This window comes from Tsukamurella hominis (assembly GCF_965137015.1).
GTDB classification, from domain to species: domain Bacteria; phylum Actinomycetota; class Actinomycetes; order Mycobacteriales; family Mycobacteriaceae; genus Tsukamurella; species Tsukamurella hominis.
Map to the genome: position 1 here is coordinate 15,768 of NZ_CBCRZG010000018.1, position 22,913 is coordinate 38,680.

The 22,913-nt window shown below is 71.4% G+C and carries 25 protein-coding genes and 1 pseudogene; 7 read left to right on the forward strand and 19 right to left on the reverse strand.

Annotation, left to right across the window (positions count from 1 at the left end; translation table 11 throughout):
* Positions 1-128 precede the first annotated feature (128 nt).
* Positions 129-3,269: an arabinosyltransferase domain-containing protein gene (locus tag ACM9LD_RS19275; RefSeq protein ID WP_415678175.1), complete on the forward strand. Its 3,141-nt coding sequence runs from the start codon at positions 129-131 to the stop codon at positions 3,267-3,269.
* On the opposite strand, the gene ACM9LD_RS19280 is transcribed toward ACM9LD_RS19275, so the two are convergent.
* From ACM9LD_RS19280 to pgsA, 8 genes are all read right to left on the reverse strand, one after another.
* A complete protein-coding gene (locus ACM9LD_RS19280; RefSeq protein WP_415678176.1) occupies positions 3,270-3,461 on the reverse strand; it encodes a DUF3046 domain-containing protein in 192 nt (63 codons plus the stop codon).
* A gap of 9 nt (positions 3,462-3,470) precedes the next feature.
* Positions 3,471-4,613, reverse strand: a complete 1,143-nt coding sequence (locus ACM9LD_RS19285) for a glycosyltransferase (protein WP_415678177.1) — start codon at positions 4,611-4,613, stop codon at positions 3,471-3,473.
* Positions 4,614-4,671: 58 nt separating this feature from the next.
* Positions 4,672-4,842 carry a hypothetical protein gene (locus ACM9LD_RS19290; protein WP_415678178.1) on the reverse strand — a complete coding sequence of 57 codons (171 nt, stop codon included), beginning with the start codon at positions 4,840-4,842 and terminating at the stop codon, positions 4,672-4,674.
* Positions 4,843-4,967: 125 nt separating this feature from the next.
* Entirely contained in the window at positions 4,968-5,837 is an 870-nt protein-coding gene (gene pspM, locus ACM9LD_RS19295) for a phage shock envelope stress response protein PspM (RefSeq protein ID WP_415678179.1), read from the reverse strand.
* Between the two features lie 14 nt (positions 5,838-5,851).
* Entirely contained in the window at positions 5,852-6,667 is an 816-nt protein-coding gene (locus ACM9LD_RS19300) for a PspA/IM30 family protein (protein WP_415678180.1), read from the reverse strand.
* A gap of 165 nt (positions 6,668-6,832) precedes the next feature.
* On the reverse strand, positions 6,833-7,108 hold the full coding sequence (locus tag ACM9LD_RS19305) for a helix-turn-helix domain-containing protein (protein WP_126198283.1): 276 nt from the start codon (positions 7,106-7,108) through the stop codon (positions 6,833-6,835).
* A 28-nt stretch (positions 7,109-7,136) separates the two neighbouring features.
* Complete coding sequence (locus tag ACM9LD_RS19310; protein ID WP_415678181.1) at positions 7,137-7,640, reverse strand: CinA family protein; 504 nt, start codon at positions 7,638-7,640, stop codon at positions 7,137-7,139.
* A complete protein-coding gene (pgsA, locus tag ACM9LD_RS19315; protein ID WP_415678182.1) occupies positions 7,627-8,205 on the reverse strand; it encodes a CDP-diacylglycerol--glycerol-3-phosphate 3-phosphatidyltransferase in 579 nt (192 codons plus the stop codon). Before pgsA ends, ACM9LD_RS19310 begins: the two co-directional genes overlap by 14 nt.
* Positions 8,206-8,253: 48 nt before the next feature.
* On the opposite strand from pgsA, the pseudogene ACM9LD_RS19320 reads away from it, so the two are divergent.
* Positions 8,254-8,608, forward strand: a pseudogene (locus ACM9LD_RS19320) (GNAT family protein).
* 110 nt (positions 8,609-8,718) lie between these two features.
* Complete coding sequence (locus ACM9LD_RS19325) at positions 8,719-9,447, forward strand: putative protein N(5)-glutamine methyltransferase (RefSeq protein WP_415678183.1); 729 nt, start codon at positions 8,719-8,721, stop codon at positions 9,445-9,447.
* Positions 9,448-9,453: 6 nt separating this feature from the next.
* Here ACM9LD_RS19325 and ACM9LD_RS19330 read toward each other — a convergent pair whose 3' ends face one another.
* The 3 genes from ACM9LD_RS19330 to ACM9LD_RS19340 all read right to left on the reverse strand — a co-directional run bounded on the left by ACM9LD_RS19330 (position 9,454) and on the right by ACM9LD_RS19340 (position 13,958).
* The gene (locus ACM9LD_RS19330; protein WP_415678184.1) at positions 9,454-10,479 is read right to left on the reverse strand and encodes a TerC family protein; all 1,026 of its coding nucleotides are present in this window, start codon (positions 10,477-10,479) and stop codon (positions 9,454-9,456) included.
* Between the two features lie 141 nt (positions 10,480-10,620).
* Positions 10,621-13,266 carry an FtsK/SpoIIIE family DNA translocase gene (locus ACM9LD_RS19335; RefSeq protein ID WP_415678185.1) on the reverse strand — a complete coding sequence of 882 codons (2,646 nt, stop codon included), beginning with the start codon at positions 13,264-13,266 and terminating at the stop codon, positions 10,621-10,623.
* A gap of 74 nt (positions 13,267-13,340) precedes the next feature.
* On the reverse strand, positions 13,341-13,958 hold the full coding sequence (locus ACM9LD_RS19340) for a TIGR03085 family metal-binding protein (protein ID WP_415678186.1): 618 nt from the start codon (positions 13,956-13,958) through the stop codon (positions 13,341-13,343).
* Positions 13,959-14,057: 99 nt separating this feature from the next.
* On the opposite strand from ACM9LD_RS19340, the gene ACM9LD_RS19345 reads away from it, so the two are divergent.
* The 3 genes from ACM9LD_RS19345 (at position 14,058) to ACM9LD_RS19355 (ending at position 15,951) form a co-directional block, all read left to right on the forward strand.
* On the forward strand, positions 14,058-14,663 hold the full coding sequence (locus ACM9LD_RS19345) for a hypothetical protein (protein WP_415678187.1): 606 nt from the start codon (positions 14,058-14,060) through the stop codon (positions 14,661-14,663).
* Complete coding sequence (locus ACM9LD_RS19350; protein ID WP_415678188.1) at positions 14,663-15,235, forward strand: hypothetical protein; 573 nt, start codon at positions 14,663-14,665, stop codon at positions 15,233-15,235. Before ACM9LD_RS19345 ends, ACM9LD_RS19350 begins: the two co-directional genes overlap by 1 nt.
* 125 nt (positions 15,236-15,360) lie before the next feature.
* Positions 15,361-15,951 carry a hypothetical protein gene (locus ACM9LD_RS19355; protein WP_415678189.1) on the forward strand — a complete coding sequence of 197 codons (591 nt, stop codon included), beginning with the start codon at positions 15,361-15,363 and terminating at the stop codon, positions 15,949-15,951.
* A gap of 3 nt (positions 15,952-15,954) precedes the next feature.
* Here ACM9LD_RS19355 and ACM9LD_RS19360 read toward each other — a convergent pair whose 3' ends face one another.
* The 8 genes from ACM9LD_RS19360 to dapB form a co-directional block, all read right to left on the reverse strand.
* Positions 15,955-17,910 (reverse strand): ribonuclease J, encoded by a 1,956-nt coding sequence (locus ACM9LD_RS19360; RefSeq protein WP_415678190.1) that lies wholly within the window; start codon positions 17,908-17,910, stop codon positions 15,955-15,957.
* Positions 17,911-17,913: 3 nt separating this feature from the next.
* Complete coding sequence (gene dapA / locus ACM9LD_RS19365) at positions 17,914-18,819, reverse strand: 4-hydroxy-tetrahydrodipicolinate synthase (RefSeq protein WP_415678191.1); 906 nt, start codon at positions 18,817-18,819, stop codon at positions 17,914-17,916.
* 43 nt (positions 18,820-18,862) lie between these two features.
* Positions 18,863-19,333 (reverse strand): dihydrofolate reductase, encoded by a 471-nt coding sequence (locus ACM9LD_RS19370; RefSeq protein ID WP_415678192.1) that lies wholly within the window; start codon positions 19,331-19,333, stop codon positions 18,863-18,865.
* A complete protein-coding gene (locus tag ACM9LD_RS19375; RefSeq protein ID WP_415678193.1) occupies positions 19,333-20,130 on the reverse strand; it encodes a thymidylate synthase in 798 nt (265 codons plus the stop codon). Before ACM9LD_RS19375 ends, ACM9LD_RS19370 begins: the two co-directional genes overlap by 1 nt.
* Before the next feature lie 34 nt (positions 20,131-20,164).
* The gene (locus tag ACM9LD_RS19380; RefSeq protein ID WP_415678194.1) at positions 20,165-20,692 is read right to left on the reverse strand and encodes a DinB family protein; all 528 of its coding nucleotides are present in this window, start codon (positions 20,690-20,692) and stop codon (positions 20,165-20,167) included.
* A gap of 139 nt (positions 20,693-20,831) precedes the next feature.
* Complete coding sequence (locus tag ACM9LD_RS19385) at positions 20,832-21,287, reverse strand: flavodoxin family protein (protein WP_415678195.1); 456 nt, start codon at positions 21,285-21,287, stop codon at positions 20,832-20,834.
* Positions 21,287-21,766, reverse strand: a complete 480-nt coding sequence (locus ACM9LD_RS19390) for a hypothetical protein (RefSeq protein WP_224650583.1) — start codon at positions 21,764-21,766, stop codon at positions 21,287-21,289. Before ACM9LD_RS19390 ends, ACM9LD_RS19385 begins: the two co-directional genes overlap by 1 nt.
* Positions 21,763-22,506, reverse strand: coding sequence for a 4-hydroxy-tetrahydrodipicolinate reductase (gene dapB, locus ACM9LD_RS19395; protein WP_415678196.1), 744 nt, complete (start codon positions 22,504-22,506; stop codon positions 21,763-21,765). Before dapB ends, ACM9LD_RS19390 begins: the two co-directional genes overlap by 4 nt.
* Positions 22,507-22,529: 23 nt before the next feature.
* On the opposite strand from dapB, the gene ACM9LD_RS19400 reads away from it, so the two are divergent.
* Positions 22,530-22,910: an MmcQ/YjbR family DNA-binding protein gene (locus tag ACM9LD_RS19400; RefSeq protein WP_415678197.1), complete on the forward strand. Its 381-nt coding sequence runs from the start codon at positions 22,530-22,532 to the stop codon at positions 22,908-22,910.
* The last annotated feature ends 3 nt before the right edge of the window (positions 22,911-22,913 follow it).

Sequence of the window (22,913 nt, forward strand, 5' to 3'; positions counted from 1 at the left end):
CGGAACCGGGCGCGGGCTGTGTCGGTGGTCACAGCATAGCTGCCGGGACGACGTATTTCACAGCCGTCTCGGGCGACGCGCCGCGCGCCGACCGGGCCCGCCGGTCCGGGCCGATACCCTGACTGATCGTGAACCTCCGAATCGCCCGGATCGCCGCCGTCGTCGCCGGCCTGATCGGCCTGGTGCTCGCGATCGCGACGCCCCTGCTGCCGATCAAGCAGACCGCGGTCACGATCGACTGGCCGCAGTCCGGATCGCTCGCACCGGTCACCGCGCCGCTCACGATGTACAAGCCGCTGGAGGTCGACGCGACGATCCCCTGTGCGGTCGCGGCGGCGGCACCGTCGGACAGGCAGACCGTGCTCGCGGCCACAACACCCCCACCGGCCGGGGACCGGGCGCGCACGGCCGGGCTGTTCGTCACCGTCGACGGCGAGGCGCTGACGGTCCGCTCCCGGGGCGCGCTGGTGCACCACGTGCCGCGCGCCGACCTGACGCGGTGCGGCGAGCTGCGGATCGCGATCGACGCCGATCACGCGTTCGCCGCGGCCAGCGGCATCTCGGCCCAGGGCGACGTCCGCGGCGACCTCCGGCCCCAGGTGGTGGGCGTGTTCTCCGACCTGCCCGCGGACCTGCAGGGCCCGACGCCGAAGGTCACCATCGACGTCGACTCGCGGTACACGTCCTCGCCGTCGGTGCTCAAGGGCGTCGCGATCCTCGTCGGCGTGGCCTGCGTGCTGGTCTCGCTCCTCGCGCTGGCGCTGCTCGACCGCGCGGATGGCCGGCGCCGAGGCAGGCTGCTCCCCCGCAGCTGGCTGCACGTGCGCCTCGCCGACGTCGCCGTGATCGGCAGCCTGCTGGCGTGGCACATCGTCGGGGCCCCCACCTCGGACGACGGCTACATCCTCGGGATGATCAAGGCGGCGCCGCACTCCGGCTACATGCCCGAGGTCTTCCGCTACTACGACGCCCCGTACGCGCCGTTCGGCATGCCGTTCTACGTGGTCTCTTGGATGGCGGATCTCAGCGTCTCCAGCCCGTGGCTGCGCCTTCCGGCGCTGCTGTCGGGGATCCTGGCGTGGTTCCTCCTCTCCCGCGAGGTGCTGCCGCGCCTGGGTCTGAGCAAGCGGCGCGCGCCGCGCGAATACTCGCGGGCACTCTGGGCGATGGCGGCGGTGTTCACCCTGTTCTGGCTCACCTACAACCCCGGCCTGCGCCCGGAGCCGATCGTCGCGGTCGGCACCGTCGTGACCTGGTGCCTGGTGGAGCGCTCCGTCGCCACCCGCCGCCTCGCCTCCGCGGGCCTCGGCCTCGTCGTCGCCGGGCTCACGCTCTCCGCGGCCCCGACGGGCAGCTTCGCCTTCGTCGTCTTCCTCGTCGCCGCGGCGCCCCTGTGGCGTGCCGTCGTGGCGCACGTGCGGGCGAACGGCTACGCCGCGACGCTGCTGACGCTGGGCGCCGCCGGCGCGTCCGTGCTCTTCCTCGTCTTCGCCGACCACGGCCTGGTCGAGATGCTGCAGTCCACGAAGCTGCTCGGCGACGTCGGGCCGAGCGAGCCCTGGCACCGCGAGATCATCCGGTACGAGGCCCTGTTCCAGCAGAACCCCAACGGATCCGTCGCGCGACGGTTCGCGATGCTCGCGCTGTTCCTCGGCTCCGTCGCGGTGGCGACGCTGCTGCTGTGGCGCCGCCGGATCCCCGGCATCGCGACCGGGCCGGCGCGCCGCGTGGTGGCCGCGATCGGCGTCTCGCTGCTGGTCATGGCCTTCAACCCCACCAAGTGGACCCACCACTTCGGCGCGTTCGCCACGCTGGGCGCGATGGTCGCGGCGATCGCCGTCGTGGCGATCGGGCCGCGGACCATCCGCCGGCCCCAGTTCCGGCTGCTCGCCCTCGCGGCCGTCGCCGGCTGCGCGACACTGGCGTTCGAGACCACCAACGGCTGGTTCTACCCGGGCAACTTCGGCATCCCCTGGGGCGGTGCGGACCCGGCGGTCGCGGGCGTGAAGATCGCGACCGTCTTCGGCGCGGCCACCGTGGTGCTGCTCCTCGGCGCGCTGGTGGTGCACGTGACGGGCCGGACTCCCCGGCTGCCCGAGTTCGGCGGGCGACTGCCCGGTTTCGCCACACCGATCACGCTGGTCGCAACGCTCATCATCGCGATGATCGGGGCCACCAACGTCGCGTCGATCATGATCCAGCGGCCGGCCTACTCCTACGGCCAGCAGAACCTGCGCTCGCTCGCGGGTGACCCGTGCGGCATGGCCGACGAGGTACTCGTCGAGCGGGACGCCACCGCGGGCGTGCTCGCACCGATCGGCACCGCGCCCGATCCGCTGGTCGGGGAGCTGAACGCGAACTTCACGCCGAACGGCATCGCGGGCAGCCTCTCCTCGTCGTCGCGGGGCGCCGCGGACCTGGTGCGCACCGGCGACGCCGACAACACCCCGTCGAACACGGGCGGCACGGGCGGCGGCACCCTCGACGCGCCCGGCGTCAACGGCTCGACCGCGGCGCTGCCCTTCGGGCTCGATCCCGCGCGGGTGCCGGTGGTCGGCTCCCGGCAGACCGGTCCGCAGCACTCCGCGCGCGCGATCTCGAGCTGGTACGCGCTGCCCGCGGGCGGAATCGACCGGCTGCTGACGATCAGCGTCGCCGGCCGCTTCGGCCCGGGCGACCTGCAGCTCGAGTTCGGCACCGGCGAGAGCACGATCACCCCGAACGGGGCGGTCACGCCGATCGACATCGGTCCGGCGCCCGCGTGGCGCAACCTGCGCGTTCCGGCGGAAACGGTGCCCGCCGGCGCGACGGCCGTGCGCGTGCGGGCGACGATCACGGCACCGTCGGAGAGCACGTGGGTGGCGTACACGCCCCCGCGAGCGCCGAAGCTGGAGACGCTGCAGGAGCTGCTGGGCGATGATCCGACGCTGGTCGACTGGGGCGCCGGGATCGGCTTCCCCTGCCAGCGGCAGTGGCGCGAGAACGGCGGCGTCGCGGAGCAGCCGAAGTGGCGGATCCTCCCCGAGCGCGACCTCGCGGCCGCGGCGACCACCACGTGGCAGGGCGGCGACGCCGGCGGGCCGCTGGGTTGGGCGCTGCTGCTCGCCAAGGCGCAGACGGTGCCGACGTACCTGAACCACGACTGGGGCCGGGAGTGGGGCGCGCTGGAGCGGTACGTCCCCTACGTCGACGCGCCCGCGGCGCAGCTGGGCCGGACCGAGGTCACGCGGTCCGGGCTGTGGACGCCGGGGCCCACGCCCCAGGAGTAGCTACCAGCGGGACCGGGGGACGTCGAACTCGGAACAGAGCTCGCGCCAGACGTCCTTCGGGTCGACGCCGGATTCGATGGCCTGATCGCCGGTGGCGCCGAAGGCGCTGAGCCTGTGGTCCCGCATCAGCGTGTCGCCGCGCAGGGTGCCGAACTCGGCGTAGAGCAGTTCGCGGAAGTCGGTGAGGCGCACCGCACCAGGTTACCGATAGGCCTCGCACACCAGCACGGGGTCCGCGACGCGGTGGGCCCCGTCCGCGGCGCACCGCGCGGCGCGCGCGTACGACGGGTCGTCGAGCACGCGGCGCACGCCGTCGCGGATCGCGCCGGGGGTCGCCGGCCGCACGAGCACGCCGCTCCCCTGGCGCGCGACGCGGTTCGCGAGTTCCCATTGGTCGCCGCCCCCGGGCACGACGACGACGGGCCTCCCCGCGGTGAGCGCCTTGGTGAGCATGCCGTGCCCGCCGCCGCAGACCACGACGTCGGCGCGCGCGACGAGGTCGTCCTGCCGGCCGAAGCCGCTGGCGACCCACGGCTCGTCGAAGGCGGGCGGATTGAGCCCGCTCACCGCGAGCCGCACGCCGGCGCCGCGCAGTCCGTCGACGGCGACCTCGGCGAGGTTCTGCTCCCCCGTCGCCGCGGTCGACGGCGCCACCATGACGAGGGGGCCGACACCGTCGGGGACGGGGCACGGGTCGTCCGTCGGCTCCAGGGTGAGCGGCCCGACGAGGTGCGTGCGCGCCGGCCAGTCCGGGCGCGGCAGTTCGAGGGCGGGAATGGTGGCGACGAGCCGTCCGGCGGGGCCTCCGTCGCGCGACGGGAGCCCGATGCCGGCACGGGCCTCCGCGCGCTGGCGGCGGCCGTTGCGGATGTCGCGGGCCGTGAAGGCCCGGAGCACGGCGTCGCGGAGCAGCTCGCGCGGCGTCTGCGCGGGGGCCAGGCCGGATCCGATGGGCGGCAGTCCCTTCGAGGGCAGGTAGAGCGGGTGGGGGCTGAGCTCCAGCCAGGGCACGCCCAGCAGTTCCGCCGCCATCCCCCCGCCCGGGGTGAGGATGTCGGCGACGACGAGATCGGCGCGGAGGGCCTCGATGCCCGGGAGGACCCGGGTGGCGATGTACGCGGCGCGGCCGTGGATCTTCGATCCGGCGTCGCCGTCGTCGTCGCCCGGCCGCGCTGCCAGTCCCGGGAGTTCGCGGGTGTCGACGCCGTAGCGTTCGCCGACCGCGCCCCACTGCCGCCCGGTGAAGACGACCGGCTCGTGGCCCGCACCGACCAGACGGAGAGCGAGAGCGAGGCCGGGCAGTGCATGCCCGGCCTCGGAACCCGCGACGATCGCTACGCGCACCCGCACTCCTCCGTGAGCCGTCGACACGCCCGGTGGGGCGTGCGCGGGGGCGGCCCCGCTAGAACGTGCTCGGGGTCTTCTTCCCCGAGCTCAGCCACTTGACCACCGAGACGATACCGATGATCACCAGCGCGATGACGGCGAGCGGGAACAGCGACTTGATGATCGCCGAGGCCACCATCAGCACGAGCCAGATGGCGACGATGGCGCCGAGGATCTTCCAGAACATTGCGGTGCACCTTTCGGGAGGTTTTCGATGGGTCCTTCGCCTTCCATACTGCCCCCGCCGGAGCCCGGAAGTCACGCTCTGAACTGCGGTTTCAGGGAGATTTGGGGGTTAACCCCGAGAGCGGATCACCAGGCGTGGGGATCCGGCACCGGCGGCAGTGCCGCGATGCCGTAGGCCCAGGCGCGCAGCCGTTCGGCGGTCTCCTGCAGGCGCGGCGTCGCGGTGCTGAGCTCGTCGAAGCGGGCGGGCGACCCGAGGGACCGGCGCGCGGCGGCGACCGTCGTCGCGGCGGAACGGACCATCTCCCGATAGGCCTCGACGCCGTCGTCCAGGCTGTCGAGGCCCTCCTCGAAGGTCTCGCGCAGGTATGCGGCCGATCCCCCGCCGCCCACGACGACGCGCTCGAGATCGGTGAGCTGCTCGGCGTAGGAGACGATGGCGTCGGCGGAGGTCTCGGCGTCGTCGTCGAGCTCGCTGAGCGCTTCGGGGGGCAACGCGCCGGAGCGGGTGAGCACCGACATGAGCGCCAGGAACTCCTGCTCGGCGTCGGCGAGGGCGCGCACGGGATCGTGCAGCGCGGAGGAGCGCGCCGGGACGGCGCGGCGGGCGTAGGTGCGCGGCGGCGGCGGGGTACGGCGCAGGCGGCGCAGCTTGCGGACGGCGTAGCCCGCGGGCACGGCGACGAGGGCGGTGACGGCGGTGGCGGTCCCGCCCACGACGGGCGCGGCCGCGGCGAAACCGCCGACGGCCACCACGGCCGAGGTGGAGGTGGTCGCGGCCCAGCTGTTCACCGTGTAGCGGGCCTGCTTGATGGAGCGCTGGTGGGCCGCCTTGGGATCGCGGCGGCGGGCGGCCTTGTCCCGCGCCTCATCGGCCGCGCGGGCGGCCGTCTCCATCGCGGTGGACGCGGCGGTGATCGCGGAGGCGGCCATCCGACCGGCAGAGGCCGCCACCGCCGAGAAGTCGGTGCGGTAGCGGCCTCGCTGGTCGGTCATCCGTTCCTCGGTTCTCAGGGCTTCTGCAAGCCCGGGTTCGGGGCCTGCTGCGGCGTCTGCGGCGCGGGGGCCGCCTGCGGGGCCGCGGGGGCACCCTGGATCTGGCCGCTGGCCTGCATCGACGCGCGGATCTGCTCGAGCCGCGAGTGGCCGGCCATCTGCACGGTGGCGTTCTGGACCTCCATCATGCGGCCCTGCACCGAGTTCTGCGCCAGCTCCGTGGAGCCGAGGGCGTTGGCGTAGCGGCGCTCGATCTTCTCGCGGACCTCGTCGAGGTTGGGGGTGTTGCCGGGCGCCGCGAGCTGGCCCATCTGGTTGAGCGACGCGGAGACCTGCTCCTGCATCTTCGCCTGCTCCAGCTGGCTGAGCAGCTTCGTGCGCTCGGCGAGCTTCTGCTGCAGCTGCATGGCGTTCTGCTCGACGGCGCGCTTGGCCTGGCCGGCGGCCTGCAGCGACTGGTCGTGCAGCCCCTTGAGGTCCTCGACGCTCTGCTCCGCGGTCACCAGCTGCGCGGCGAAGGCCTCGGCGGCGTTGGTGTACTCGGTGGCCTTCGCGACGTCACCGGCGGCGGTGGCCTGATCGGCGAGCTGCACAGCCTGGCGCGTGTTGGCGGACAGCTTCTCGACCTCGGCGAGCTGGCGGTTGAGCTTCATCTCGAGCTGGCGCTGGTTGCCGATGACGGCCGCCGCCTGCTGCGAGAGCGCCTGATGCTGACGCTGTGCGTCTTCGATCGCCTGCTGGATCTGCACCTTCGGATCGGCGTTCTCGTCGATCTTCGAGTTGAACAGCGCCATCAAGTAGTTCCACCCCTTGACGAACGGGTTAGCCATCGTCAGTTCTCCTCCGCCTCGATACGTCCATCGCCGAATCCACATCCGGCCGTCCGGCGACCGCCGGACTCGTGCCTATCAATCTATCGGGAAACGCCCCTGTTGCGCCGCCCCGGTCGCGGGNTCGGGGGAAATCCCCGAACCCGCGACGGGGTCGTCTCAGGGTCAGGCGACGGCGAGCGCCGGCGCCGGGATCACCATCGTGGGGATCGGGCGCAGCGACACGCTGGCCTGGGCCACCACGTCGGCGACGTCGACGGCCAGCGCGCCGCAGATCGCGGCCAGCAGCTCGCTGGACGCCTCCTTCTGGCCGCGCTCGACCTCCGACAGGTAGCCGAGGCTGACCTGGGCCGCCGAGGAAACGTCTCGCAGCGTGCGACTCTGACGCACCCGGGTCTTACGCAGGTTCTCGCCGATCGCCTCGCGAAGCAGTAGAGCCATGCTCACCTCCGTCTTGGTTACTGTCCAGTCAACGCGGGGCGGGCCCGGAAGGTTCCCGATTCGCCGAAACCCGCGCGGCGAGCTCCCGCAGGGCGGCTTGGACAGCCCCGCGGCGGACGTCCGCCCGGTCACCGTCGAGCTGCAGCGTGGTCACGGACGTGCCCGACGGGCCGGATATCCCCAGGTGGACGGTGCCGACGGGCACGCCGTCCTGTTCGGTGGGGCCGGCGACGCCGGTCAGGCCGACGCCCCAGTCGGCGCCGCACCGCGCCCGCGCCCCGTCGGCGAGGGCGCGCGCGGTGTCGGGATGGACCGGGCCGTTGCGTTCCAGCTCGTCCGACGGGACGCCGGCCAGGCTCGCCTTGAGGTCGGTGGCGTAGATGATGAGGCCGCCGCGCAGTACGGCGCTGGCGCCGGGGACGTCGGCGACGGTGGCGGCGAAGAGGCCGGCGGTGAGCGACTCGGCCGACGCGACCGTCTCGCCGCGCTCGGCGAGGGCGGCTACGAGGCGGGCGGCGTCACTTGCGGCCACGCCACCAGCTCAGCAGGTAGTCCACGCCGGTCGCGACGGTGACGATCACGGCCGCGCCCATGACCACCTGGCTGGGCACGTCCATCCACCCCGGCAGCGGCATGAGGTAGAGCCCGATGGCGATGGTCTGGAGAAGGGTCTTGAGCTTGCCGCCGCGGCTCGCGGGGATCACGCCGTCGCGGATGACGGCGAACCGGAAGGCGGTGATGCCGAACTCACGGGCGAGGATGACCAGCGTGACCCACCAGGGCAGCTCACCGAGGACGGACAGTCCGACGAAGGCCGCGCCGGTGAGCGCCTTGTCGGCGATGGGGTCCATGAGCTTGCCGAAATCGGTGATCAGGCCGTAACGGCGGGCGATCTGGCCGTCGACGCGGTCGGTGATCATGGCGACCGCGAAGATCGCGAAGGCGATCCACCGCCATGTGGTGGAGTGGCCGCCGTCGACGAACAGCGCCGCGAGGAACACCGGGACGAGTACGATCCGGAGCACCGTCAACCCGTTCGCGACGTTGACGTTCGAGACAGGTGTGCTCGCGGGCTGCACGCCGTCCGTTGCACTCACGCCGATCAGCCTATCGGTAGGCCGAATCGACGGCTCTGCGCGCTACGGATTCCCACCGTGACCACCGACCGCGACGATGTGCTGCGGCTCGCCCGGACCTCGGACGTCCCCGCGATCAAGCGTCTCATCGACGTGTACGAGGGAAAGATCCTGCTGGGGAAGAATCCGGTCACGCCGTACGAGTCGGTGCAGGAGTTCTGGGTGTACGAGTCGACGGTTGACCTTCGAGACGGCCTTCTTCGGCCGGCACGGATTCGCGCGGAGATCGACGGGGACGCCCGTCAGCGCCGAGGTCTACAACGAGTTGTGCCGAAGCTACGACAAGGGCGTCGCGGAGTTCCTCGACCTGTCGTCCGTGAAGCCCAACACGCTGGGCAACACCCGGATGCTCGTCACGCTGTAACCGGTTTCTGGAATTCATCGGATCACACCGGTTCTCGCGCACTGTGAACCAGCCTGAACCTCGGTGTCGTGAGTGTGGTGAATCACGCCCAACCGTGATTGACTCCTCCGATGAATGTGATCGGTGAGCTGCGGGCGGCCGGATGCGCCTTCGCCGAACGCGAGGCCGAGCTGCTGGAGGACGCGGCGTCCGGGTCCGACCTGGAGACCCTCGTCCGCCGGCGTTGTGCGGGCGAGCCGCTGGAGCATCTCCTCGGCTGGGTCGAGTTCCGCGGCCGCAGGTTGGTCGTCGGCCCCGGCGTCTTCGTGCCCCGGCGGCGCACCGAGTTGCTGTCCGAGCTCGCCGACGGCGGTGGCGTGCTCGTCGAGCTGTGCTGCGGCGCCGGGCCGATCGTGGCGACCGCCGCCGCCGCGAAGACCTACGCCGCGGACATCGATCGCACCGCCGCCGAGTACGCCGCGCGCAACGCCCCGAAGGCCACTGTGCTCGTCGGCGACCTGTTCCGCCCGCTCCCCGGGGTGCTGCGCGGCACCGTCGACGTGATCGCAGCGAACGCGCCGTACGTTCCGACCGCGGCGATCCGGACGATGCCGCCCGAGGCCCGCGACAACGAGCCGCACCGGGCGCTCGACGGCGGCCCCGACGGGCTGACCCTGCATCGCCGGATCGCGATCGACGCGCCGCACTGGCTGCGCCCCGGCGGGCGGGTGCTCATCGAGACGGGGCGCCAGCAGGCGACGTACACGGTGGCCGCGCTGCGCGCCGTCGGCCTCGACACGTACATCGAGATCGACGACGAGCGGCAGGCCACCGTGGCCGTGGGCGTCAAACCGTCCTGACCGGAGTCACTCCGGCTTCGAGCCGCTGTCCTCGTCGACGAGGGCCTTGCGCCCGTCGCGCTTGGACTTGATCAGTGAGGCGACGGTGGTGATGACCAGGACGCCCAGGATGACCGACAGCGACAGGCCGGTGGAGATCTCCGGCACCGCGACGTGCTCGCCGCCGTTGATGAAGGGCAGCGTGTTCTCGTGCAGCGCGTGCAGCACCAGCTTCACGCCGATGAAGCCGAGCACGATCGACAGGCCGTAGGACAGGTACACCAGGCGGTCGAGCAGGCCGCCGATGAGGAAGTACAGCTGGCGCAGGCCCATCAGCGCGAAGGCGTTCGCCATGAACACCAGGTAGGGCTCCTGGGTGAGGCCGTAGATCGCGGGGATCGAATCGAGCGCGAACAGCACGTCGGTGAAGCCGATGACGACCAGCGCGAGCAGCAGCGGGGTGGCGACCTTCTTGCCGTCGACCTTGGTGATCAGCTTGTCGCCGTCGTAGGTCTCCGTGGTGGGGACGATCTTCTTGAACAGCGCGGCGACGCGACCCTCGCGCTCCTTCTCGTCCTCGACCGGCCCCTCGGGCGACGACGCCTCCTTGACCAGTTTGATCGCGGTGTAGAGCAGGAACGCGCCGAAGATGTAGAACACCCAGGAGTACGCGGAGATCGCGGCGGCACCGACGGCGATGAAGCCGGCACGCATCACCAGCGCCATGACGATGCCGATCAACAGCACCTTCTGCTGGTAGATCCGGGGCACCGCGAACTTCGCCATGATGATGACGAACACGAAGAGGTTGTCGACGGACAGCGCCTTCTCCGTCACGAAGCCGGCGAAGAACTCACCGCCGTACTGCGGCCCGGAGACCGCCCACACGCCGATGCCGAACAGGATCGCGATGCCGATGTACACCGCGGACCAGAAGCCGGATTCCTTCAGGGAGGGCTCGTGCGGCGTGCGCACGTGGCTGAAGAAGTCGAAGACGAAGAGGCCGAGAACGACCAGGATCGAGACGATCCAGACGACGGCAGAAACGTGCATTGCATACACCTCCGGTACAGATCCGGAGGTCTCTCCCGACCCGACCTGCGGGTCCGGCGTGCCCGGGTGGATGTCGATCCACCGTGTTGACGTTCACGCCGCGAGCGGGATACTCCCCTCACACATGCAAGCAGGACTGTATCAGAAGTCCGGTTCGCCCGCTTCCTGGGCGACATCGCCGCCGCCCCGCAGCACCACCATGAGGCCGGGCAGCTCGTCGGGCGTGACCAGCACGTCGCGCGCCTTGGACCCCTCCGACGGCCCGACGATGTCGCGCGACTCCATGAGGTCCATGAGGCGGCCGGCCTTGGCGAAGCCCACGCGCAGCTTGCGCTGCAGCATCGACGTCGAGCCGAACTGCGAGGACACGACCAGCTCGACGGCCTGCAGGAAGACGTCCAGGTCGTCGCCGATGTCGGGGTCGACGTCCTTCTTCTCGACCTTGGTCTCGGTGACGCCGTTGGCGTACTCGGGCTCGGCCTGGTTGCGCACGAAGTCGACGACGGAGGTGATCTCCTCGTCGGTGATGAACGCGCCCTGCATGCGGGTCGACTTGCCGCCCATCGGCAGGAACAGCGCGTCGCCCATGCCGATCAGTTTCTCGGCGCCCGGCTGATCGAGGATGACCCGCGAGTCCGTCAGCGAGCTCGTGGCGAACGCCAGGCGCGAGGGCACGTTGGTCTTGATCAGGCCGGTGACCACGTCGACGGAGGGCCGCTGCGTGGCGAGCACCAGGTGGATGCCGGCGGCGCGGGCCTTCTGCGTGATCCGGACGATCGCCTCCTCGACGTCGCGCGGGGCGGTCATCATGAGGTCCGCGAGCTCGTCGACGATGGCGACGATGTACGGGTACGGCCGGTACACGCGCTCGCTCCCGAGCGGCGTGGTGATCTCGCCCGATCGCACCTTCCGGTTGAAGTCGTCGATGTGCCGCACGCGCGAGGCCTGCATGTCCTTGTACCGCTGCTCCATCTCATCGACCAGCCAGGCCAGCGCCGCGGCGGCCTTCTTGGGGTCGGTGATGATGGGCGTGATGAGGTGCGGGATGCCCTCGTACGGCGTCAGCTCGACCATCTTGGGGTCGATGAGGATCATCCGGACTTCCTCGGGCGTGGCGCGCGCGAGCAGCGAGACGAGCATCGAGTTCACGAAGCTCGACTTGCCGGAGCCCGTCGACCCGGCGACCAGAAGGTGGGGCATCTTGGCGAGGTTGGCGTTGACCATCTCACCCTCGATGTCCTTGCCCAGGCCGATGACCAGCGGGTGCGTGTCCTTGCGCGTGTTGTCGGCGGCCAGCACGTCGGCCAGGCGCACCATCTCGCGGTCGGTGTTGGGCACCTCGATGCCCACGGCCGACTTGCCGGGGATAGGCGCCAGCAGGCGGACGTTGTCCGTCGCCACCGCGTAGGAGATGTTGCGGTGCAGCTGGGTGACCTTCTCGACCTTCACGCCGGGGCCGAGCTCGAGCTCGTACCGGGTGACCGTCGGGCCGCGGGTGTAGCCGGTGACGGCCGCGTCGATCTTGAACTGCTCCATGACGCCGCTGATCGCGTCGATCATCGCGTCGTTCGCGCTGGTCCCCGCCTTGGCCGGCTCGCCCTCGATGAGCAGGTCGGCGGGCGGCAGGAGGTAGTCCTCGCTGTCGATGGTCCGCGCGACGGTGAACTCGGTCGCCTTCGGCGCGGGCGGCGGCGTGTGGTCCTTGACCACCGCGGCCCGCCGGGGCTTCGGCGCCGGGGGCACCTCGACGGTCGGCTCGTCCGACGGCGCCGGCTCCGGCGTGATCGGCGCGGTCACCTGGTCCGACGGTGCGGGCTCGTCCTCCGCGGCGGCCTTGCGACGGCGGCTCCGCTTGGGCGGCTCGGGGTCGGCCGGGTAGTTGTCGTAGGGGTCGCCGTAGGGCATCAGCGCGCGGGTCGCGGTGTCGCCGCGCCCCGAGTCGAAGGCGGCGAAGGGCGAGTCGAGGTCGTCCTCGTCGAGCGGCTCCTCGTCGCCGTACTGCTCCTTCATGTCGACGCCGAAGTAGAACTTGAGCCGGTCCACGATCTCGCGCACCGTCATTCCGCTGACCAGGAGCAGGCCGAACAACGCGACCAGGACCAGCAGCGGCACCGAGATCCACGCGGTGAAGCCGTCGGTGAGCGGGCCCCCGACGACGTACCCGAGGTAGCCGCCGGCGGCGGCGCGGTCGTCGAAGCTCGACGGTCCGCCGGACGCGATGTGCAGCAGGCCCAGGAAGGGCAGCACGATGAGGGCGGAGCCGACGCGGTGCCGCACATGCGCGGACGGGTTGTCGGGTCGGCGCATCATGATCACGCCGAGGGCGATGGCGAGCGGCGGGACGAGCACGGCGAACCAGCCGACCACCGCGCGGACGCCGGTGGAGAAGAACGCGCCCACGGGCCCGCCGGCGTCGAAGTAGACGGCCGCGCCGAGGATGATCGCGACGGCGAACAGGGCCAGCGCGAGTCCGTCGCGCGAGTGGGTCGGCTTCGGCTGGGCGACCTCGCCGGTCGCTGTGGCCGCGGGTTCGGTGTCGTCGGACCGGCTGCCGGTGCGAACGGCGCCGCCGACCCCCTTGGCCAGCAGCTTCCATCCGGCCCCCAGGCCGCGCGCCACTCCCCCGCCGGCGCCCGAGGCGGCCTTGGGCGCCGCGGTGCCCTGCTTGCTGCGGGAGCGCGGGGCGGCCGGCCGGCTGCGCGTCGGGCTCGCGGCGCGGCTGGCGCGCGTGCCCCCGGAGCGGGAGTTCGCGGCCCCGCGCGCGCGGGTGGTGGTCTTCGATGCCATGGGGGCAGTCTATCGACACCAACCCCATCCGTATCAAGTGCCACACATGTAACAGCAGGACCTGCGGCGGGTCGTCAGAGCGAACGAACCACCGATCCGAGCAGATCGATGTCGCCGTCGGCCCCTTCGAACGTCACCAGCGCCTCGTCGCGCCCGAACGCCCACATCGTGACCTCGCCGATCGCGCCGATCACCGCCACCTCGGGACCCCGCCCCGCGGTGGCGACGGTGCCCTCCTCGGTCGTGAGGCTGACCCGCAGCGGAGCGCCGCGCATCGTGAGCCGCGCGATCCGCGCGACGACGTCGTGAAGGCCGCGCTCGACCCGCTTGTCGAGCACCCGCGGCGTCCACCCCGGCACGGCCCGCCGGATGTCCTCGGTGTGCACGAAGTACTCGCCGAGATTCGCCTGCTCGTCGACCAGGCGCAGGGGCGAGAGCCGGGGCGGTCCGCCGGCGACGGTCTCGAGCAGATCGTCGAACGGACGGGCCGCGATTCCCGCCTGCACCCGCTCGGTGTACCCGGCGAGCGGGCGCACGAGGATGCCCGCCATGGCGTCCGGCCGCCCCTCGCGGAGGATGAGGTGCGCGAGCAACTCCCGCACGGTCCACTCGCCGCAGAGTGTCGGGGCATCGGGTCCGGCGGCGCGCGCCGCCTCGACGAGGGCGGCGCGTTCACTCCGAGCTGGCTTCACACGGGCCACCCTAGACCCGTCCGGCCGTGCGCCGCAGGCCACGCCAGCACGCCTGTACTTCGTACTGAAATCAAAAAGAAGTGTCCTATACTTCACCGCATGATTGCGAACTCAACGTCGACGTCCCGCCGCACGCGCTTCGCCTCGGCCTCCGCCCTCCTCGCCGTACTCGCGGCCGGGGGCACGGCCCTCGCCCCCGCGGCCTCCGCCGCGCCGGTGGGCCCGAACCTCGTGCTCACCAAGGCCGAGTTCCCGGCCGGGTCGAACGACTACCGCACCGGCCGGCTGAACGGCGAGGCGGTCACCATCAAGAACACCGCGCCGCAGCAGTGCAAGGACGCCGCGAACCGACTGAACGGCGCGAATGCGAACGCGCAGTCCGTGGCCGCCTCGGCCCGCAACGGATACTCGTTCATGACGGCCGGCGTCATCTCGCCCGCCCAGGGGGCGCTCTGGCGCGGAGTGGCCCAGGCGTGCTCCGGGCGGAACGCGGAACTCCCGGTGCCGGGCGATCTCACGCGGTTCAACCCCACCGTCATTACCTACGGCGAGGACGAGGGAGCCGGCGCGATCGAGGGCGCGGCCGACGTCAACGGATACACGGTCAACGTCTACGTCCGCGGCCTCAGCGAGACCCCCGCGAACACCGCCCGCTTCTGGCAGGTCTTCCGCGCGCAGATCCAGAAGGTCGAAAGGGCGCGCTGATGCGCCTGCGCACCCTGGTCGCAGGGGCGACGGTGGCGGTCCTCGCCACCGTCGGCCTGCCCGCGGCCGCGCACGCGGCCCCGGTCGTCCCCGCGCGAGCGCTTCTGACCGCAGCGGAGTTCCCCGCCGGGTCCACGCAGTACACGCCGGGCCGGCGCACGCCGTCGACAGGACTCGGAGGTCTCGAGTCGGCGGACTGCATCGCCCTGCGAGACGGGCTGGACGGCGATTTCCGCCGGTCCGCGGTCGCGGACGCGGTAGCCCTCCGCGGTCGGAGTGCGATCATGGTGTCGATCGTCGATCGGCCGCTGACGTCCCGGATCGCCGACGTCGTGACCCGATGCGCCGAGCCGGATGTGCCGCGCGCAGTGGCAGTCACCGCCCCCACGGACCTCGAGCGCGTCCGTCCGCGTGTACTGACCACCGGCGCTGACGACATCCGCGGATGGGCCGACGTCCGCGGCACGACGGTCGGCGTCATCGTCGAGGGCGAGAACGGCGCCGCCGCGGACCGCGACGCCTTCTGGCAGCTCCTGCGCGCGCAGGTCGCCAAGGTCGAGCGTCAGCCGTGATCGCCCGGCGGCGTCCCTGCCGCCCCCGTCGCCACGGTCGCACCGACTCGCCGACTCCTCCACCCCGAACCGGACACTCCGCTAGGCTCCGGCCCACGAGAGGATCCTTCTTCGGAGGAGCGAACATGAACGTTCGACGCCGGGTCGCAGGTGCGGCAGCCGCCGCGGCCATCATCATCTCCCTACCCGCCCTCGCGCACGCCGCCCCCGTCGTCCCGCAGCAGGCGGTGCTCGCCGCGCACGAGTTCCCCGCCGGCAGTACCGGTTACAAGGTCGAGCGCGAGACGCTGACCTCGCCCGACGGGCTACCCGAGGATTCGCCCGCCGATTCGGAGTGCGGCACGAAGCTCAACGCCCTCCCGCGCTCCATGGAGGGCACCGAGATCGTGGAGGCCGAGGCGGTCCACGGCACGACGGAGCTCGAGGCCTCGGTGCTCAGCAGGACGATCACCGCGGCTCGCGGCGCGGCGACCGAGGCCTGCCGCTCCGACGTCTCCGCGGCGAACCGCCCGACGATCCTCGCCGCACCCGACGACCTCGCGCGGCTCAAGCCCTTCATCATGGCCGTCGGCCGGAACACGCTGCAGGCGTGGGTCGACGTCCGCGGCGTGACGGTCATCGTCGAGGCGGAAGGGAAGAAGGACGCAGCAGCGGACTCCGAGATCTTCTGGCAGACGCTGCGCGCCCAGGTCGCGAAGGTCGAACGGCAGCCCTAGGCCCTACTCCCCCACCACGATGACGGTGGGGACGATCATCGGCCGGCGACGGTAGGCCTTGTCGACCCAGCGGCCCACGGCCCGTCGAACGCCCTGCGCGATGCGGTGCGCCTCCTTGACCCCCTCGGCGGCCAGGTCGGCGATCACGTCCTCGACGATCTGCTCCGCCTCCTTGAGCGCGGTCGGGTCGTCGGAGAAGCCGCGGCCGGAGACCTCGGGCTTGCTGACGGCGTTGCCCTCCTCGTCGATCGCGACGGTGATGGCGATGAAGCCGCCTTCCCCGAGGACGAGGCGGTCGGACAGCGTCGACTCGCCGACGTCGCCGACGGACGAGCCGTCCACGTAGACGTGGCCGACGGGCACCTGCCCGACGATCTTCGCGACACCGCCGACGAGGTCCACCACGACGCCGTCCTCGGCGAGCATGATGCGGTCCTTCGGCACGCCGGTGGCCTCGGCCAGCGCGGCGTTGGCGCGCAGGTGGCGCCACTCGCCGTGCACGGGCATCGCGTTGCGCGGGCGCACCGCGTTGTAGAGGTAGAGCAGCTCGCCGGCGCTGGCGTGGCCGGACACGTGGACCTTGGCACTCTGCTGCGTGATCACCTTGGCGCCCAGTTTGGACAGCCCGTTGACCACCGCGAAGACGGAGTTCTCGTTGCCCGGGATGAGCGAGCTGGCCAGCACGACGAGGTCGTTCGGCGAGATGGTGATGTTGCGGTGCTCTCCGCGGGCCATGCGCGAGAGCGCGGCCAGGGGCTCGCCCTGCGAGCCTGTGGAGATGAGCACCACGCGGTCGTCGGGCAGCGAGGCCGCCGTGTCGAGGTCCACCTCGACACCCTCGGGCAGGTGCATGTAGCCGAGTTCCTGCGCGAGCGCCATGTTCCGCACCATCGACCGGCCGACGAAGGTGATCCGCCGGTTGTGCGCCATCGCGACCTCGGCGATCTGCTGGATCCGGTGCACGTGCGAGGCGAAGGACGCCACGATCACACGGCCCTTGGCCCGCCCGATCACGTTGTCGAGCACCGGCCCGATCTCACGCTCGGGGGTCACGAAGCCGGGGACCTCGGCGTTGGTGGAGTCCACGAGGAACAGATCCACGCCCGCGTCGCCGAGCCGCGAGAAGCCCGCGAGGTCCGTGAGCCGGCCGTCGAGCGGCAGCTGGTCGAGCTTGATGTCGCCGGTGTGCAGCGCCACCTGGCCGCCGGCGTGGATCGCCACGGCGATCGCGTCGGGGATGGAGTGGTTCACGGCGAAGTACTCGCACTCGAACGGTCCGTGACTGGTCGACTCGCCCTCGCGGACCTCGATCAGCTTGGGCCGCAGCCGGTGCTCGTCGCACTTGGCCTTGACCAGCGCGAGCGTGAACTTGGCGCCCACGACGGGGATGTCGGGCCGCAGGCGCAGCAGGAAGGGCACCGCGCCGATGTGGTCCTCGTGGCCGTGCGTCAGCACGATCGCCTCGACGTCCTTGATGCGGTCCTCGATGTACCGGAAGTCCGGGAGGATCAGGTCGACGCCGGGCTGCTGGTCCTCGGGGAAGAGCACGCCGCAGTCGACGACGAGCAGTTTGCCGTCGTACTCGAAGACGGTCATGTTGCGACCGATCTCCTTGATGCCGCCGAGCGCGACCACGCGCATCCCGCCCTTGGGCAGCTTGGGCGGGGCGCCCAGCCGCTCCACCGCCGCCGACGGCGCCTTCTGCCCACCACCGCGCCGCCCGCCGCCGCGGCGGTTGCCACCGCCCCGCGACGCGGACTTCTGCGGCTGCTGCGCCTCGGCCTTCGCGGCCGGAGCCTGAGCCTTCGCCGGGGCCTGTGCCGCCGGAGCCTGCGCCTTGTCCTCGACGACGACCCGCGCCGCCGAGGTGGAGATCACCGGCTTGGGCTCGGCAGGCGGTCCCGCCTGTCGGGTGGCCTTTCGGCTCCGTCGGGCTCCGCCTGCTGCACCGTCGGTCATTGTTTAGAGCACCCCCGCTTGGGTCAGTAGCGCTGCGAGCCGGTCGCGCTGTTCACCGGTGGGCGGCACCTGCGGGAGGCGCGGTACACCCATATCAAGGCCCTGCAGGGCCAGTGCCGCCTTCGAGAAGGTCACGCCGCCGAGGCCGGCCATGGCCTCGTAGACGGGCCCGAGGGAGGCGTTGATGTCCTTGGCGCGGGCGTTGTCGCCCGCGAAGTAGGCGTCGCGCATCGCGCGCAGCTGCGGCGCGACGACGTGCCCGATGACGGAGACGAAGCCGAGCGCGCCGACGGAGAGCCAGGGGAGGTTCAGCGGGTCGTCGCCGGAGAGGAACTGCAGGTCGGTCTCGGCGATGAGCCGGGCGCCGGCGCCGAGGTCGCCCTTCGCGTCCTTCACGCCGACGATGTTCTTGTGCTCGGCCAGCTTTCGCAGCGTATCGGTCTCGATCGCGACCACGGAGCGCGGCGGGATGTCGTAGAGCAGCACGGGCAGGTCGGTGGCGTCGGCCACCGTCGTGAAGTGCGCGAGCAGGCCGGCCTGCGGCGGCCGCGAGTAGTACGGGGTGACCACGAGCAGGCCGTGCGCACCGGCCTCGGCGGCGTCGCGCGCGAAGACGGCGGACTCGTCGGTGTCGTAGGTGCCCACGCCCGCGGTGATCTGCACGCGGTCGCCGACGGCCTCGATGATCGCCTTGAGGAACTGGATCTTCTCCCACGGCTGGGTGGTGGGCGATTCGCCCGTGGTGCCCGCGACGATGAGCCCGTCGCATCCCTGGTCGGCGAGGTGCGACGCCAGCTTCTGCCCGGCTTCGAGGTCCAGCGTGCCGTCCGCCTTGAACGGCGTCACCATCGCGACGGAGATCGCGCCGAAGGGCGTGGTGGGCGTTGTGGTCGCCGGGGTCGCACTCATAAGCGCTAAGGCTACCCACCCCGCCCCGGAAAGTTGCTATTGGCTAGCGGTTGCGCCGGTAGGTGAGGTGCCGGTAGCGCAGGCCCGACGAGGACTCGCGCCAGGCCGCGTCCTCCTCCAGCGCGAAGGTGTCCGGGATCGACGGTGCGCGGGTGTCGCCGTCGATGTCGGCGTCCACCTCGGTGACGGCCAGGACGTCCGCGAGCGGCAGTGTCGCGGCGTAGATCTCACCGCCGCCGATGACCCACACGTCGCCGTCCGGGAGGGCCGGCTCGTGCTGGACCACGGCACCGTCGGCGCGCCAGTCCTGATCCCGGGTGACCACGATGTTCGTGCGTCCCGGGAGCGGACGGAACCGCGCAGGCAGGGAGTCCCACGTGCGGCGCCCCATCAGCACGGCGCCGCCTGCGGTGGTCTCGCGGAAGAACCTCATGTCCTCGGGGATGTGCCAGGGGATCCCGCCGTCGGCGCCGATCACTCCCCCGCGGGCCTGCGCCCAGATGAGGCCGATCACTAGACGGCCACCGGCGCCTTGATCGCGGGGTGGTGCTGGTAGTCGTGGACCGTGATGTCCTCGTACGCGTAGTCGAAGATGCTGGGGCGCTCGGCGAGCTCGAGCCGCGGGTACGGGTACGGCTCGCGGCTGAGCTGCTCGGTGACCTGCTCGACGTGGTTGTCGTAGATGTGGCAGTCGCCACCGGTCCACACGAAGTCGCCGGGTTCGAGGCCCACCTGCGCGGCGACCATGTGGGTGAGGAGCGCATAGCTGGCGATGTTGAACGGGACGCCGAGGAACAGGTCGGCACTGCGCTGGTAGAGCTGGCAGCTGAGCCTGCCGTCCGCCGCGTAGAACTGGAAGAAGGCGTGGCACGGCGGCAGCGCCATGTTCTCGATCTCGGCGACGTTCCACGCGGAGACGATGTTGCGCCGGCTCGACGGGTTGGTGCGGAGCGTGTCGATCGCCTTGCTGATCTGGTCGATGTGCTCGCCATCGGGGGTGGGCCAGCTGCGCCACTGCACGCCGTAGACGGGGCCGAGCTCGCCGTCGGGTGCCGCCCACTCGTCCCAGATGGTGACGCCGTTGTCCTGCAGCCACGTGACGTTGGAGTCGCCGCGCAGGAACCACAGCAGCTCGTACGCGATGGACTTCATGTGCACCCGCTTGGTGGTGATGAGCGGGAAGCCCTGCGACAGGTCGTACCGCAGCTGGCGCCCGAAGACGCTGCGCGTCCCGGTGCCCGTGCGGTCGGGCCGGTGCGTGCCGTTCTCCAGCACGTCGCGGAGCAGGTCTTCGTAGGGCGTCGCGATCACAACCCCATTCTAGAGAGTCGAAGAAGCGGGTGGACTACTCCGCCCGCAGCGCGGCGCGGGCGAGACGCTGCTGGCCGATCTCGGCGAGGTTCTTCATCAGCTCGGCGTTGACCCACGCGACCTGGTGGCCGACGGTGAGGTCGGCGTCCGGCGGCCAGGGGAACCCCGACGGCTCGTCGAGGCGCTCGTCGGTGAGTCCGTCGAGGACGGTCAGCCACTCGTCGCGCTTCTCGGTCAGCCAGGCGATGGCACCGTCGGGCCCGGGCCAGCGCACGGACTCGCGTTCCCGGACCGGTCGGCCGAGTAGGTGGTCGGCGGTGGTGCTCCACCACCATCCGATGTGCCAACTGATCCACGCCATCGTCGGGACCGGAATCGGGTCGGGCTCGGTCTCCGCCCAATCGGCGACCCACGCACCGTCGTCGCCGCGGCGCATCGTCCAGGTCAGCGACGCCGGTTCCCACCGGAAGTCGTCGGGCGTCAGTTCGGCGAGGTGCACCTCGCCGAGCGCCCAGGTCAGGTCGAACTGCCAGCGCAGGAGGTCCAGCCGCGATTCAGCCACTCGCCGACCCTATTGCCTGGACCCTGACGCCGCTCGCTGTGAGTGCGGGGCGCCGTGAATCCACGGCTCAGATCGACGCGAAGCAGGATGCGGCCTTGTGCGCAGCTGAGCCGTGGATTCACGGTGGGCGATCCCCGCCTCACTGCCCCATGAGCTGCGCGGCGACGGTGGCGCCGAGGTTCCAGCACGCCTCGAGATCCGCCTTCGAAGGCTTGCCCGACACGACGACGTGCGGCGTCGCTTTCACCCATCCGAGCCCGGCGGTGATCGAATCCACCGCGCGCTCCGCGCCCTCGCCGCCCTCGTTCGCGTGCAGATACAACCCGAAGGGCCGGTCGCGGGAAGAGTCGAGGCACGGGTAGTAGATCGTGTCGAAGGCGTGCTTGAGCGCCCCCGAGATGTAGCCGAGGTTGGCCGGCGAGCCGAGGACGTAGCCGTCCGCGGCCAGCACGTCCGACGCGGTCACTGCGAGCGCCGCGCGCCGCACCACCTCCACGCCCTCGATCTCGGGGTCTGTCGCCCCCGCGATCACCGCCTCGAACATCTCCTGGCAGTGTGGAGACGGCGTGTGGTGGATCACGAGGAGCACGGCCATCAGCGGGCCTTCTTCTCCATCGAGACGGCCTTGGTCATCCAGTCGCGGGCACGGGAGCGGTCGCCCGCGTAGTCGTAGGCGCGGGCGAGCCGGTAGGCGTTCACCCAGGACTCGGGCTCGGCCTCGTACTCGGCCTTCACCTGCGCGAACAGCTCATCGGCGGCGTCCCGCTGCACGCGCCCCGAGGGCATCTTCGGCAGCTCCGAGACGTCGAGGTCGCGCCCCAGCGCCTTGGCCGACGCCGCGAGCTTCTGGTGCGCGTAGCCGTTGCTGAGCACGGACCACAGGATCCACAGGCCGACGAGCCCGACCAGGACCATGCCGAAGCCGAGGCCGAGGTTCGCGCCGCCGCCGCGGCGGGCGATCATCCACGCCCACGCGCCGATGAGCCCGATGTACGTGAGCATCGCGACCGACAGGAACCCGATGACCAGCAGCTGGCCCAGGTTCCCCCGATCGCGGCGCTCCACGGGGCTCACAGGTCCATGAACGGCTCGATGCCCACGGTGAGGCCGGGCCGCGAGGAGATGCCGCGCACGCCGAGCAGTACGCCCGGCACGAAGGAGCTGCGGTCCAGCGAGTCGTGCCGGATGGTCAGGGTCTCGCCCTGGGTGCCGAGCAGCACCTCCTGGTGCGCGACGAGGCCGGCGACGCGCACGGAGTGCACGCGGACGCCGTCGACGCGCGCGCCGCGGGCGCGATCGAACTCCGCCGAGGTGGCGTCGGGCATCTTGCCGCGGCCGGCCTCCTCGCGCGCCTCCGCGATGAGCTCCGCGGTGCGGGTTGCGGTGCCGGACGGGGCGTCCGCCTTGTACGGGTGGTGCAGCTCGATGATCTCGACCGAGTCGAAGAACCGGGCGGCCTGCGCTGCGAAGCGCATCGTGAGCACGGCGCCGATGGCGAAGTTCGGGGCGATGAGCACGCCCACGCCGGGCTTCTCCGCGAGCCAGCCGCGCACCGTGTCGAGCCGGTCGTCGGTGAAGCCGGTGGTGCCGACCACGGCGTGAATCCCGTTGTCGATGAGGAACTCCAGGTTGTCCATCACCGCGTCCGGGTGGGTGAAGTCGATGACGACCTGCGTGTTCGAGTCGAGGAAGCCGGTGAGCATGTCACCCGCATCCACCGTGGCGCTCAGCGCCAGGTCGTCGGCCGCCTCGACGGCGTCCACCATTGCACGGCCGACCTTGCCGCCGGATCCCAACACACCCACGTTCAGCATGCGCCCGACGATACCCTTGCCCGGTGACCACCCGACCGGACGTTCCCGACGAATGGATCGACCGCCTCGCCGGCATCCTCGAGACCTTCCCCGAATGCGTAGCGGACCGGGCCTGGGTCGGCACGCGCTGGCGCGTCCGCGGCGCGACGGTGGCGCACGTCTTCGGCGGCGAGGACCAGCAGTTCCGCCTCATCTTCCGGGCCGAGCCCGGCGAGGTCCCGGCGTTCGAGAACCTCGGCGACCCGTACTTCCGGGTGAACTGGGGCGAGAGCACCGTCGGCATCATCGTCGACGAGCACACGGACTGGGACGAGGTCGCCGAGCTCCTCACCGACTCGTACTGCGTCCAAGCCCCTGCGACGCTCGCCGAGCAGGTCGAGCGGCCGGAGTCCGGCGGGTCCTAGGGT